This is a genomic window from Paraburkholderia sp. RL18-085-BIA-A (assembly GCF_046027075.1).
Lineage (GTDB): Bacteria > Pseudomonadota > Gammaproteobacteria > Burkholderiales > Burkholderiaceae > Paraburkholderia.
In genome coordinates this window covers 23,295-37,017 of the sequence record NZ_JARESU010000015.1, presented here as the reverse complement: position 1 = coordinate 37,017, position 13,723 = coordinate 23,295, and the positions used below count along the sequence as shown (strand labels likewise).

General features: G+C 55.7%; 6 protein-coding genes and 1 pseudogene. 1 reads left to right on the top strand and 6 read right to left on the bottom strand.

Going from position 1 to position 13,723, the window contains the following annotated elements; genetic code table 11:
• Positions 1–96: 96 nt before the first annotated feature.
• Positions 97–699 (bottom strand): YbhB/YbcL family Raf kinase inhibitor-like protein, encoded by a 603-nt coding sequence (locus tag P0D89_RS13215; RefSeq protein ID WP_408361019.1) that lies wholly within the window; start codon positions 697–699, stop codon positions 97–99.
• Positions 700–964: 265 nt separating this feature from the next.
• Between P0D89_RS13215 and P0D89_RS13210 the strand changes: the two are divergent.
• A pseudogene (locus P0D89_RS13210) lies at positions 965–1,249 on the top strand (response regulator); the annotation flags it as partial.
• A 1,000-nt stretch (positions 1,250–2,249) separates the two neighbouring features.
• On the opposite strand, the gene P0D89_RS13205 reads toward P0D89_RS13210, so the two are convergent.
• The 5 genes from P0D89_RS13205 to P0D89_RS13190 are packed head-to-tail and all read right to left on the bottom strand — an operon-like array spanning position 2,250 to position 13,723.
• Complete coding sequence (locus P0D89_RS13205) at positions 2,250–7,799, bottom strand: DEAD/DEAH box helicase family protein (RefSeq protein ID WP_408376774.1); 5,550 nt, start codon at positions 7,797–7,799, stop codon at positions 2,250–2,252.
• A 3-nt stretch (positions 7,800–7,802) separates the two neighbouring features.
• Complete coding sequence (druD, locus tag P0D89_RS54795; protein ID WP_494478573.1) at positions 7,803–8,858, bottom strand: Druantia-type antiviral defence protein DruD; 1,056 nt, start codon at positions 8,856–8,858, stop codon at positions 7,803–7,805.
• Positions 8,855–10,789: a hypothetical protein gene (locus P0D89_RS13200; protein ID WP_408376772.1), complete on the bottom strand. Its 1,935-nt coding sequence runs from the start codon at positions 10,787–10,789 to the stop codon at positions 8,855–8,857. The genes druD and P0D89_RS13200 overlap by 4 nt, the downstream gene beginning before the upstream one ends.
• A gap of 23 nt (positions 10,790–10,812) precedes the next feature.
• Positions 10,813–12,462, bottom strand: coding sequence for a competence protein CoiA family protein (locus tag P0D89_RS13195; RefSeq protein WP_408376770.1), 1,650 nt, complete (start codon positions 12,460–12,462; stop codon positions 10,813–10,815).
• Positions 12,463–12,511: 49 nt separating this feature from the next.
• On the bottom strand, positions 12,512–13,723 hold the full coding sequence (locus tag P0D89_RS13190) for a Druantia anti-phage system protein DruA (RefSeq protein ID WP_408376769.1): 1,212 nt from the start codon (positions 13,721–13,723) through the stop codon (positions 12,512–12,514).

Here is a 13,723-nt window from a genome sequence, read left to right as displayed (position 1 = left end):
GCGGGTGCGGATGACAGAAATTCCGCGCGGACCGCAATGCGGTGCAAGCCGCACGCCACGCCGATGTGTGTCGCTCAGTCGGCTCGGCGGCCGAAGCTACCGCCCGTAATTGACCACCATCTTCGCGCTGCCGAGCGCGGCGGTGCCGATCTCGTGATCGAACATCAGCGCCGGACGCCCTTGTGCGAGGCGCAGGTCAGCGGTGCCGAGCGCATACACGGTGATGACATAGCGATGCGGTTTGCCCGGCGGCGGACACGGGCCGCCGTAGCCGTCGGTGTCGAAGTCGTTGCGCGCCTGCACCGCGCCGAGTTTCGTGAGGAAGCCGGAGGCGCTCGCGTTGTCCGGCAAGCTGTCGACCTTCGCCGGAATGCCGGCGACCGCCCAATGCCACCAGCCGCGTCCGGGCGCATCCTGATCGAACATGGTGATGGCGAAGCTGCGCGTGCCGGCCGGCGCGTCGCGCCACGTCAATTGCGGCGAGCGATTGCCGCCTTTGCAGTCGTCCTGATTGAAAACTTGCGCGTTATCCACGCTGCCGCCCGCATGGAAACTGGCGCTGGTCAGCGTGAACGTGCCTTCTGCAAATGCGCGCGGACTATGCGCTGTGAATAGTGCAAGAGCGAGCATCGCGCAGGTGAACAACGGCTTGCGGCACGACAGTAAAGCAAGCGAAACGACCAGGCAACGCGAGCGCATGTGCCGGTTCTCCTGTCAGGGCGCGAGGCGGTTGTCCTCGCGATGGTTATTGTCCTTAATTGAGCCCCAAGGTTGGACCAAGTCTAACATTAGCTGTGCGATGCATCATTGTTGCCATGCCCGAGGATTTGCGGATGGGAAATCGGCTATAGTCAGAGGAATTGCCCGCGCGACCCCGGCCCGCGTTTCCCATTCGTTTCAATACCCAGCATAGAAAGACATGGTAGAAGTTGTGGAGAGTGGCTCATCAATCGAGAGGAGAGCGATGCAAGATCCACTCAGGGTCGTGGTCGCCGACGACCATCCGGTCATCCTGTTCGGCGCGGAACACGCACTGCTCAAATTTCCCGGTCTGCAGGTCGTCGGACGCGCGCGGCAGTCAACCGAACTGGTCAAGATGCTGCAAACCGCCGCTTGCGACGTGCTCGTCACGGATCTGGCAATGCCCGGCGGTCAATACGGCGACGGACTGCAACTGATCGGCTATTTGCGCCGCAATTTCCCCGACCTTCCCATCGTCGTGCTCACCATGCTGGAGAACGCTGCGTTGTGCGGACATAGGTTAGTCCTGTCTACGTTTCGCCGGTTCTTCGTGTCTACACGTCATCCTTCCCCGTGCATCCCCTTGTTCAGCGAGGTGTAGACAGGAATAGCAGCAAACGTCTGGAAGGTATTGCTGCGAGCAACGTCGCTTTGCAATGTAGGCAGTTTTTCTAGCGCCCGGACGTCAGCTTACGGTCGGAAAACGCATCCGCAGGTCGGGCTCGCACTCGATGACCTTCGCGTCTTTGACCACAGGTACGCGGACCGGCGTGTTGCCGAGCATCCAGAGCGATGGCCGAGCAGCAGATGGTCGCGACGTCTTTCAATCCGCCGATATTGCCTCGACGTGAAATCTGGCGAAGTCGGTGACGGTGGAGTGAGGGTTGAAGTGTTCGCCAATAATGAAAGTGTTTTCCACCATAGAAAAGATAGCGTTTTCTGAGGGGGGTACGCGCCGCGCGAAACCCCTGTTGCATAACGCCGGAAACACTTTTACCAACTGATTGCGCTGCACCCCAATGAAGCCCCCTTGTTAACCCCAGCTGTGTAGCCAGATTTTCGGTGCCAGACTGGCACCTTGCAGGCAGGGGGGCCCTGCCGCTAACCTCTTCGTCTTACAGTTCAGCGCTTCGCCTTTACCGCCCGACCGAACTCCAGGGCAACAGTAAAAAGATTTGCGAACGACGTGTCGATTTGCCGTTAGCCGGGCCAGCACAAAGACGCCCAGCCCTTTGAGGGCCTATCTTTTTCGGGGGCGCGGCGTTCTTCCTCCAAGCCTTTGGCCGTCTGCTAAAGTCCGCTGTTCTGGCCGGATACTTTGTCGCAATTGGGTTGCCAGCGGTTCCGGCCCTTACAGGGATTTGAGAGTTTCCGCTTGGCGGCGGCTCTGCGTTTGAAACATGGCGCTAAATTGCACAACTGGACTAAGGCGGTTGCAATTTCGTATCCAATGGAAGCCAAACAGTCGGGCTTCCGAATTCACGAGAAGCCCAACTATCCGTGCCTACCTAAGCTCGCAACCTACTACGAATTTCCGCGTGCACAGCAGGCAGGTCACTGCGCAGCGTCAATTCCGTCAACTGGTAGGTGGAGTCACCAGGCTTGCATTCCAAAGCGACATCCGAGGAAGCCAAGAGGCTTGGAAAGACGTTAATCAACAGTTTCTTCGCGCCCAATGTTGCCGTCAAAGGAGTTGCCTGACCGTTCTCTGTCTCCGCGAAACTACATGTGATTGCATCCAGCCGCAGACTGCTGGCGAGTGCGTGCAAGAGCACACCCTGGGCTTCCGGTGTCTCACTCTTCGGCAACGCGCCGTCGACTCCATAACGCAGCAATGATGCTGCCAATCGGCGGTCGAGTTGGCCCTTCAAATGTTGATTATGAAAGTGGTCAAGGCACTCCGTGCAGGATGTGTCGCAGGTGCAACCCTCAAGAAGAGCGAGCGTCTCTCGCGCAATTTCGTCGAAGTACTTTGCGGCGAGTTCCGCATAACCAGCGCCGCCCGACAATGTGTCATAGAGGTATACGTCGAGTGAGACATTTCCTTCTGCGTCGACGGGAAGAATCCGATGCCCTGCGCCGAACTCCGTAGGGTCAAGGTCAAGTTGTCTATGCCGGCTGGCCGCCAGTCGGAGTGCTTCGGCCAAGCTGTGTGCTGCGCTTTCGAGGACGCGCACGACCAACGGATTTCCGATGTCAGTAACCAACGGCGCTTTGACCTGAAGGCGCAGCAGCAGCAAATCTGTCCTGAAGTCATAGCCTAAGAATGTCTGGACGAACTCGCCGTCGCACGTATTGTTCGCGGCTGAGCTCGGGAGAAGATATGGACGTATGTGCTTTCCGGACTTTGGTTTATCGAATACTTCAGCGCAACCGCATTTATTGCAGATGGAAAATCCCTGTGCCTCGCCATCGCGAGTTTGCCCCTTGTTGAGCGTCAACAAGCGCTTGTTCGTCGCATGGGCATACCGGAGATACGTTCCGCTGATGCGGAAGTCAAACGTCTCGCTGTCTGTCGGTTGTGGGTATTGCGCCATCGTTGCAAAGGTGATGTCTTGCTCCCGGTCTTCCTCCGCCAGAGGCCTAGCTTTTTCAGGACCGAATACTTCAGGCTGAATCATCAACTGCTTTCGCAAATCGTTCGCGCAGACCGGACATGCGGCGAGCGGCTTCCCGCCGCCATACGGGTCTTGAACGAACGAGCACGCGTCGCAAATCACAAGCGATTTGGCGTTTTCCGGCTCGAATAGCTTCTCCGCACGATTACCTTCGGCCGAAGGAGCACTGGAGAAGACGCCTCCCGACCTATAAGTCTTTTTGTTAATGACCACAAGTCGGCCTGGCGCGTACTCGCTGAGTGCTTGGCCGGTTGATTGTTGAGGCTGCTGCTCCAGTTTTATTTCCCAACGTCCCTTCGAATTTCGCTTCCACTCTTCGACCAAGAAACTACATAGGCTAGTTGGGAAAGCATAGGTGGGCAGCAACTGGTGGAAGAACAGAAATTCCAGCAAATCTTCATGTTCAAGCGTTTGGTAGTTTTCTTCTTCATCATCCTCTTCCTCGTCGCCCCCTTCGCCTTCGTCGTCGCCTCCGTCGACCGTCGCCGATACGAGGTCGGCCCGGACTAATACCTCAAGCTCTCTCAACGTTTCTAAGTACGCTGCGGAAACCTTGAGTACCCATGCCAAGAGACCATTTCCCTCTATGTTCAAGCCGGGAGGTAGCCAGGCAGCGATATGTTTTGCGAGATGGTGCGGAGACGCAAGGACGTGCTCTTCAAGCCATTCGGTGAACGATGAAAGATTTGGGCCGTCTGCGGTTCCAGCGAAGAAATCCACTGTTCTTCCAAGTGCTTTCTGTAGCATCGCAGTGCCGGACCCATCCCAAGCTCCATGCGCCGACGTGTCCTGAAAAAAGGTCTGCATCAGAAAGGCGTGTACATGCCGTATTGCAATCTTCGGATTGTCAATTTTTAATTCCGGAGCTCGTGGTGGGCCACTAACCATTTGCGCGGCGTTATGGAAGTAGAAACTATCGTGTGGCCCATTTTGCGAGAAGGCAACCACAGACGAGACAGACGACCCGCGACGGCCAGCCCGGCCAGCTCGCTGTTGGTAATTCTCTCGCTGCGGAGGGACGTTGCGGAGCGCAACTGCGACAAGAGAACCGATGTCAATACCAACTTCCATGGTTGTAGTGCAGCTCAGCACGTCAACCGGTCGGTCGCCGTCGTTCAATAGGATGTCCTGGAATCGAAGTTCGTGAAGTTCAGTAGTCGAATGCACGTTACGGTAGTCACGGCCTGACAATTGTGCCGTGTGCTCTTCTACTGACATATTGCGCAGAGTCGCGTTCGGCTCGAGCGCCACTGACACAGGCTGTCGCCAAAACGACTTACGAGCCCGCATGTAAGGGTCAGTCGCAGGGTCGAGCGATTGTGTGTCTCGACTCCCGCAAGCCAAACACGCGCCGTCGAGGTCAAAGGGCATCAGGCTGGTACAGTCAGCGCACTGTACCCACTTGCGGGACAAATCGACGCTCACCTTCAGCATATTGGGGTTGAGGAATAATCCATCAGTTCCGACCGCCAAATGAGACGACATCGCCTGTTCGAGTTTTTTGACGCCAGCTTCCCCGAACCCGAGTCCTGTAGTTAGCGCCTTTCGGAATTGTTGTCGAAACTGTCCTTTACTCCCCCAGTTTTGCCGCCAGAAGCCATAGGCTTGCTCGCGCAGCGCCGGTGGAAATTCCATATCGAACGCAAATTCTCCAAGCAACCCATCAACCCAAGCGACAGCTAAAGCCTGCGTCTGGTCTACCGATAGTGAAACGCCTTGCTCGCTCAACGTCGTTCGCACCTTATTCAGTGCGTGCTTGGTTGGCTCGACGAACCCAACAGTCGTGCCGTTGAGCGAATAGTAGCTGCTGCACAGAAGCTTTAAGAGCGCGAGCCTGTAACGCCAGGGCGGGTCGCCAGGTTGATAGTTTTCCGTTAGCGCTATCGACAGGTCCGCATCAAAGTTATGTTTGAAGCTTTCGAGATGTTGGTCTAGCGTAACCGCGTCGACACCGTCGAACATAGACACGTTGCTCTTTGAAAGAGCAGCGAGGAATGCAAGATAAAGTATCGTTTTAGTGGGTTTGCTTTCCCGACTTATCTGCCCGAGCATTTTCGTCGCCACGGCAATAGCCTGGCGGAACAAATCGAGTTCCATATCCCGAGGCATGTCCCTCGCAAGACGCGCAGCCTTTTGTCGTCCGTCTGAGAACACAAGCACTTTGCGGCCCGCATTCGGATGGACATGGTCCTCCTCGCGACTGGCGGGCTGGTGGAACATTTGCGCACGAACCAGCGTGGCAAACGGTGCCTCACCTTTCGTGATGTGGTCCATAATCTTTGACGGGTCGGTCTTCGTCAAGCGGGTACGCTTGCAACAGACCGGACAATTATCAAACCTCAGCTCCCCTTCGACATTGACGTCTTTGTCCGGAATACGAACGTGCCGGTAACCGGTCAAGTCCACTGGTCGGCTGCGTGCCAGCAGTCCAGTCTCGAAGTGGAGCCAAGCGTCGCAATGGCGACTTGATGTGTGAGCCTTCGGCTCGACCATCATTTCAATCGGATAGAGTTTTCTGCTCTGATTGCGCGAAAGCCCGATGTCGGGCTCGTGCCAAACAAAGTTGCATTTCTCGTCCACCCAACCAGTGATGAACGCCGCGCCACAGTCTCTATGAGTGTAAAAATCATAGACGCGTGCTTTGCTGCTGCACGAGCACGAAAGAAGCGGTTTGGTATGAAAACGACCTAGGACCGGGTCCGCATCTGTACGAGCCCTTCGCTCGGAGCAATTCGGGTCGGCGCAAGCGTACAAACCTGGTAGGCCGCGATGGAAGAGATGCAGTCGGGTCGGAAGCAATACTCGACCGTCCTTCGCCCTGCGTGCCTGCGAACAAAGCGACAGCAAGCTGTCAAGTACTTTTTGGGAATCTTCCAACGGAGCGTCCGGCGCTAGCAACTGCGTCAACGTTTCTAGCGCCGTAGCCCGACCACTCACTTGGTTAATAAGGAGGTTGACCGGACCGAAGTCCGACAGATGCGTGAAAAGGTAGTCACGTACCTCACCCGTATCTTCGGGAGGTGCCGGCCAACTTAGTTGCTCGGCAAGCTGACGGATTTGGATACCCGCTTCTGTTGCACCGCCATCCAGGTTGCTTAGCGTATCAACTGCTAGCGAAGAAAAGGCGGCTACTTCGGACGCAGTCGTAGAACGCCCTGCTGGTCTTTTTTCCTTCGTGCCGGTTACTACTCGAAAGCGACTTTTCGGCGTATCTGAGGAACCGGTGAGGTCAATGGCGAACTGCTCGGCGTCGCGAACCGCGTCCGGCCCGTCGCCAAGACTTGCACTGGTCAATATGCAACGCACCCGTGCGCGAGGTATTCCTAGTCGCGCAACTAGCCGTCGAATCAGTAGCGCTACTTCGGCTCCCCCTGCGCCACGATACATGTGTGCTTCGTCGAGAACGAGGATGAGCTCATTACGGACATCTGAGGCAAGCCACGCCGACGTCTGTTCGAAGATTTTGCGCTCAATCGGGCGCATCAACATGTACTCGAGCATCGAGTAGTTGGTAACCAGAATATCCGGGCATTGAGCCTGCATTTCATGACGTGTCATCAACTCCCGGTCGCCCGGTTGTGTCACCAGTCGATACTTCCAGTTTGACGCGTTGTATTCCTGACCGGCCTTTTTGCCCGTTGCATACGTTTTTGTCTGGCTGGCGCCGGCATTGTAAAAGCCGAGCAGGTCCTTGCTAGGCCACCGTCCAAGGCGCTGTAGCTGCTGCTTTAGCTCAGGTTTCGTCTCGACTCTGTTGTAGAAATCGTCGAAGAGAGGAGCTATGCGGGTCCGGTCACGGCTGCTCTTCCGTGGTCCGGGATACGGCGTACGACCGGTGTAGCTCCCAAACCGAACCGGCCGTCCACGTCCTTCGCTAACCAACTTATTCACACGCGTATTGCCTAGGAGACGGCGTATGCGCGCAAGCTGGTCATTTACAAGCGCATTCATCGGGTACAGCAATATTGCTCGGCAGCCGGGAAGAGAGCGACTCGACGCGCTTTCAGCGCTTTCAAGAGCGAGGGATGCAACAATAGGCATCAGGAAGCTTTCTGTCTTTCCAGAACCCGTACCTGTTGCGACCACCAGTTCCTCCCGGCCGTCGCCGAGGAACGCCTCTAGCGCGTCAGCTTGATGTCGATACGGTTCGGGGTATAAGCCACTATCGTCGCGCACGGCAGCGATTTGCGTCAAAACCTCTTGTGCACGCAGAGGTATTCGCAACTTGCTATATGGTTCGCCGAATTCGTAAACTGGCGTCGCCTCTACGAACGCCTTCTGCGCGATTACGCCGGCCTCTTTCAACAGCGCATGCCGCTCCGCTAGCAGCCCTTCGTCTTTAATGTGATATTGGGCCTCGATATACCGGCGCAAACCGTCGTGCAGGCCGGAGACGGTATCGTGCACGCCGTAACGCTGAGTGTTTTCATCTTCAAGCATCTCTTATACCCCGCCTGTGTGTTCGATTAATTCGTGTCCTAACAGCCCGACTGCTCGCTCGAGTAGCGGCAGCAATCTCGCGGAAAACGTGTACCGCCTTGGCCAATCCGCTGCAGATTGTTCAGCAGAGCGCCAACCTAGTCCTAAGAAGCCGTTTTCAGGTTCTGGAAACGGGCGAGGTAAAAACAAGGTGATGGTGGCTCCTTCGCTCCGATACCTAACGCGTCGGCTTCTTTCAATCTTTGCCGCGAGCGCCGCTTGAACTCGACGCGCATCCTGCCGTGGAATGATGGTCGCCGCATAGATTTCGCTCCCGCCAACAGTCGCTCGTTTAATGCGACATAGCCCATACTCGCGTGTAGGCAACCCTAAAACTGTCCGTCGGTAAAGCTGGATACCAGCCACATCGGTCAAAACGCCACAAGGCTTCCATCTTCCTGCGTCAAATATCTCCGCCCCCTGAAGGTCATGAACGGAAGACATCGTGGATGCGCTGCGTTCTACGAACGCCTTTGACCAAACTTTAACGTCGTCAGCGGGCGAACCCAGCCAGTCGGCCAGCCCTTGCACGCGTAGCGCTGAGACGGCAGGACGAAGTTTCGTATCGACGAGCCGACAGCGCCCTACGATTTGTGTAGCCTTGCGCAGTTTTAACGGTAGAGTTGAAAGTGGTGTAGGACTTATGAGAAGTTCGGTTTCCGCGTCTATGGCGACGACCCGGGAAGGCGCGGGGAGCCAGTGGTACGAATCAACCTTTGTGAGCTCGCCTAGTTTCGCGAGCGCTTCAATTGCGTCGACAATCGGCGAGCGCGACTGCTCACCATGGTTGCTAAGGTCCGGCCAAATTGGGGAGAGTCGTTGAAGAACCGCGCGCGTAATGGTCGCCGTTGCTACCGGTTCGGAATTCACCGCACCGTCAGGGCGACATCCCAAGCAGAGGGCCGCGCGTATGTGCTCGCTTATTGCTGCAACTCTGGTTGTCTCGCCAACGTTCTTAAAGCCAAATTCCTTCTCGAGCGTATCCAGAACGTGACCACGCGAGATTGTTTCTAGCCTCATGCTATGGCTTCTCCAGCCAACTCGCTCAATGCATTTTTTACGGAGACAATCTGAAGCTGCTCTGAGGCAAACTCTCCAATCGCATGCTCGACTTTCTCTCGGGAGAGTCCATTAACATGTGCCCAAGGAACAACCCAGTGTGCCAGAGCGGTTGCCAAGTCTCGCTTGTAATCCGAACCGGGAAGGGCAAAGAGCACTCCCAGATATTTGGAAAATGAAAACTGCCATAGTCGATTGCGAGGCAACTTTAGCGCGTTGACCACATTGGACACCTCACCGACTTGTTCTTTAGAGCTGTCAACGAGTTCGTGAATTTCATCCTGCAGAAACGAAATTTCGCCACAGCGCATCGCGGTCCAATCGGAGGCGTGACTCCACATTAGCTCATCGGCGTCGATTACCGGACCCAACTCCAGAAGCGCCGTGCTGCCCGGCAACGTTGCAGGCCCATCAACCCAAGTCGCGAACATTGCCGACCGTAGTGGTAGCCGGCCCGAACGTACGAATTGACTCTGTAAAACCAGGTCTCGAATGGCGCTTCCGTAAATCTCAAACGCGGACCGATTGACTCCACGCAGCAACACGCCTGGGTAATGCTGGGACGAGTCACCGAGGAGTTCGAGGAGACCATCGGCGTCGGAACCGTCGTAAAGTCCCAGCGGAACTTGCCAGGAGAGTAGACGTTGACCACCTAGGCAGTGAGCAGAAGCGATAGCTATGAACTCTGCGAGGGACCCACGGAACTGCACCATATGTCCGGACAATACTCCGGCGACTATAGTTCGCGCAACACTGTCGGCGTCGGTTTGTCTTATGCCAATCGCAAGAAAGTTGGCTTTTGCAAACTGGAAGATATCACTCGCATCGGCGAGCTTTTCTGGCTTCGAAGGTATCTCCGGGTTCATCCATTTCACGGGCCCAGCAATCGCCTTCCCATTCCCGATTTCTCGGTGAGTGGTCGCCTCAATTTTTTGTTCAGATATGAGTTCAAGCTGGAATTTCGATTCATCCACGGCCCGCTGATAGCTCTCTTCCGCTACCTTGAGAGATGTCCGCATCTCGGCAAGGTCGGCAGTCAGTTTCTTTAAGGCCTTTTGCAGCATATCAACGTCGTGGTGGACGGACTCCTTTGACGTCTGTGTCGCCTTGAGCTTCTGTTCCAGTCTTCGCTCTAGCTGCTCCGCTTGAGTGGCGAGTTGACCCGCCAGCTTCTCCATGTCGGCAGATGTCACAACTGGCGCGCGGCGGTCCATCTCGCTGAGTTTGCGACTCGTCTCGGCACTCGCTTCTGAGGCGACTTTCGCCGTGTTCGCAGCGTTGGACGCTTCGGAGTTAACCAGACGGAGTTGGCGGCCAAAGTCACTGGCGGTCCGTTCCAACTCGCCAACGCTTTGCTGGAGCGCCTTGACGTCGGCCGGCAACCTTGAGAGAGCGCGGTCGCGTTCCAATGTCGCTCTTGTCGGCAACGCGGCGATAAAGGCGGATACGCCGCTGGTGATGGCGAAACCGCTGAACTGAACGAGTTTTTCTACGTCCTCCCTCGAGCAACCATCTGCCGCGCGGTCGACTAGCTCCTGAAGAAATGACAGCGCGCCTTCCTCGCCAGCCGCTCCGTAGTCAACGAGCGTTGAGGGGAAAGCGTCAAGAAAGGTGTCCTGCCCCCACGCGCACCATATCGCCCCAAATGCCTCCCATTCCTTTGACGAAGCTCGGGACTTCGGGTCGGGAGCGTGAGTGAGCGCTGCCACGAAGCGCTCACTCTTTTTTTTAAATTCCCTGTCCGTATTTTTCCGGAATCCATCTATTGTGGGAAGGGCAGAGTAGACTTTTCGTCGAGCAGCAATGGGCGTTTCTTCTAAAAACGCCGATACTGCTGCCATGCCCATGTCTGCTATTCTCTTCTTTGATTCGAATGAAAAACTGCTGTTCATATGGTCTCCGACTTGCAGCCTTTTCAATGCTTTGCGCGTAGCTCTTTGATTGCGTGGCTTAGGGTACGCCAGGTTGCGTCACCTAAGCCTCTGGGCCTAGCGCTTGAAAAGGCCGCCAATATCTCTGCCTCGGTCATTTTCGATGCCCTCACCGTTGCTGGAGAACGGCGTTGTATTTGAAATAGAAATGCAAGAAGCCTGTTTCGTAGCTCTGGCGAGATACCCAATGCGGCATCACCCTGTGAAACACGGTCGCAGGTTTTTGCCCGACCGAATGCTCCGAAGTCCAATAAAACATCGCAAGTTCTATTGCATATGAGTTTTTTCAGTTCCTCTGCAGTGCCCGGTGGTAATGCCTTTAAGCTGCTACCGGCTTTCGCCCTAAAACCCGAAGCATGAAGAGAAAGGCACGCATCCCAAATTCCATCGGCCCCGGTGTAAAGCGTTCCTTTGACGTTCGGTGGTAGGGCGAGGTGAGAAAACTTAAGCTCGCCGCTTCGTATGCGAGAAAGCAATGTACCAGCGAGTTCGTCGTGCAGTGCTACGACGAGCTCGGCGCCACCAGCGTCGGTCGCGGTAAGCTCAACCGCGTCATCTTTTTGCAAGGCTTGAAGCGTGAAATCGATTGTGAGTTGAACTCGGGTCGTTTCGGGACACGTCAGCTCGACAAGCGGCTCCTTTTCCGGCGCAAGGCGGAAGAATGCGTCGGTCACGCCGGTTGCGTCAGCAGCGATTGGATGCATGCGGCCCCTTGCAAACATGCCGCGCACTGTGTGGACGCCGCCCGGCGTGTATTGCCCACCGTGGACAATTACGTCGATGTTTTCGGGCGCCTCCACGGACCCTGCGGTGACTTTTCGCACATAGGGCGGCCACACCGGCATTATTTCGGTTGCAGACGTGATTAGCGACAGACCCGTGAACGCTTGCAGCCAAGCTTGAGAATCGTCGGCCAGCGGGGATGACAGTGTGACGATGGCCGCTGACCATTCGGCCCTTGCTTTTAAAGCTTGGCGCTCTAGCTGTTCGGGGAAAAGTGCATTTAGAACGCTTGGCCAAACGAAAACGTACGTGCGGCCAAGTTTCAGTTCGGAGACACGTGGAATAATCCTCGCGTTCGGACGACCGATTTCGCCAAATACGGTCGCTCGGTCTCTATAGAGCCCCGGGCATGTGAAGGCCGGACGGCTCTGCAAAGACGAACGCTGCGGGACGACGGTCAATATCCGATAGTTGTCGCTTTGAGGCTCTGCGACAGTGTGACGAAAGACGTCTCCGCCGGTTGCTTTACAGTCGATTGTGAGCGTCCGGCCGCCCACGTCTACTGTGATTTCGCTGCCCGCGAATTCAGCCGTGGGAATCGATAACTCTAAGCCCCAGCCACGCGGGTACAAACCATCGGCTAATCGAATACCAAGCCTCAGTTCTCGCACGCGGTCGAGGTCATGCGAATCTACCGCAAGCGAACCGTTAGCAAAGCCTAAGGCTTCGACATATAGCCCACAATACTTGCCACTGCTACCCGGCATATGAGCGAAATACGCCTGCTTCGACCGCCCGGCCCTCAGCGAGACGGGTGCGTCACACTCGGGGCAAAGATATAGATGCTGGCCGTCGTTGGCATCTTCGGCATCGACATGACGCCCCGTCAGTCGACTACGAGCCTCTTTCACACGTGCCCCCGGGAATTTGCAGCCTCGGCTCTTGAAGGGCCGGGTCGGATTAAGCCGCTCTCTGGTCGTTGCTCGATTGCCTGGTCGTATAGGAAAATTTAATCAAATCCGGCAACATCGCTGAAGACCATTGTTGATACTCAGGCCTCGTCACAGCTCGTTGAATTATCCAGCGCTCCACGCCAATCGAACCGATTTCAGACGCCGAACGTAGCGATGTCAACTGAGGACGCCCCTTTCCGCTTCGCAGAATTGTAAACGCGTTGTCCGCGAGAAGGGAAATGAATACTTCGCGCTGGATACCGTGTTTCAAAACGTCGCCTTTAAACCCGAGGGACGACATTGCTGCTCGAATGGTTCGAATTCGCCAATTTGGACCGTCGCCGTATTCATGCGTGTCCGCACACGGGTGGTCAATATCACGCAAATATTCACGCAAGTCAGAAAAAAGCGCCTCTGGGACATGGAAATGTCCCCACCCGCCGCTATATCCAAGACTGGTGAAGTATCTGACATTGTCCAGCTTAAGACGATTGTAAACGGACGACCTTCCCATCGAAGACGAGGTCGTCACTGCGAGCAGACGAGCTTTCTTCTTTTGCTTGGAAATAATCCCACACGAATCGCCATATACGCTTGCAAAGTCGTCGTAAATTTCTCGGCTGCGTATGAGGCAAGCGACAAGCTTGCCCCCCAGAAGCATGTTGTAAGGTGGTAAGGCGCCCAATACGTATGCGTCCATGATGTTGACCAACCTGTCTGTTCTAGCTGCGCCGTCCCAGCCGATATGGTTATCTCGAGCGGACAGATTGAACACAGGGTCACCGATGGCAAAAATGCCTATCAATTTTCCATTGTTATCATCCCACACCAGATAGCGTAGGCGGCGACCAAATCCTCTTGAAACAGGGACGGACCACGTGAGCGATGCTAACCTGAACAGCTCACCTTGCCACGTCCCTGAGGCGACGCGCTCTAAGCGTGGCGAGATGCGCTCCGGATTCACTTCGTTGCCAGAGGCGAAGAACCCTAACAGACGCGGCATCTGCCGCGCGATGAAATCTGATTCGCTTTGCAGCAACTCCTTACGCTGCGGGGCGTGTAGGTGTCTTATGATTTCTTTGCTCGTTCCAGGAGCTTCAAGACCGCCCCCCGCATTTCGGCGGAAACCTAAGTTCGAAAGATGCCGTCGTAATCTCCGCTTCAGGAGCGCCTGTTTTGTGCTGACGTGCACGACCTTCCCGGACGATATTTTTGGCAT

Excerpts from the sequence above, each read along its gene's own strand:
- P0D89_RS13215 (WP_408361019.1), bottom strand. The coding sequence starts at position 699 with ATGCGCTCGCGTTGCCTGGTCGTTTCGCTTGCTTTACTGTCGTGCCGC.
- P0D89_RS13205 (WP_408376774.1), bottom strand. The coding sequence starts at position 7,799 with ATGCTTGAAGATGAAAACACTCAGCGTTACGGCGTGCACGATACCGTC.
- druD (WP_494478573.1), bottom strand. The coding sequence starts at position 8,858 with ATGAGGCTAGAAACAATCTCGCGTGGTCACGTTCTGGATACGCTCGAG.
- P0D89_RS13200 (WP_408376772.1), bottom strand. The coding sequence starts at position 10,789 with ATGAACAGCAGTTTTTCATTCGAATCAAAGAAGAGAATAGCAGACATG.
- P0D89_RS13190 (WP_408376769.1), bottom strand. The coding sequence starts at position 13,723 with ATGCCAAAAATATCGTCCGGGAAGGTCGTGCACGTCAGCACAAAACAG.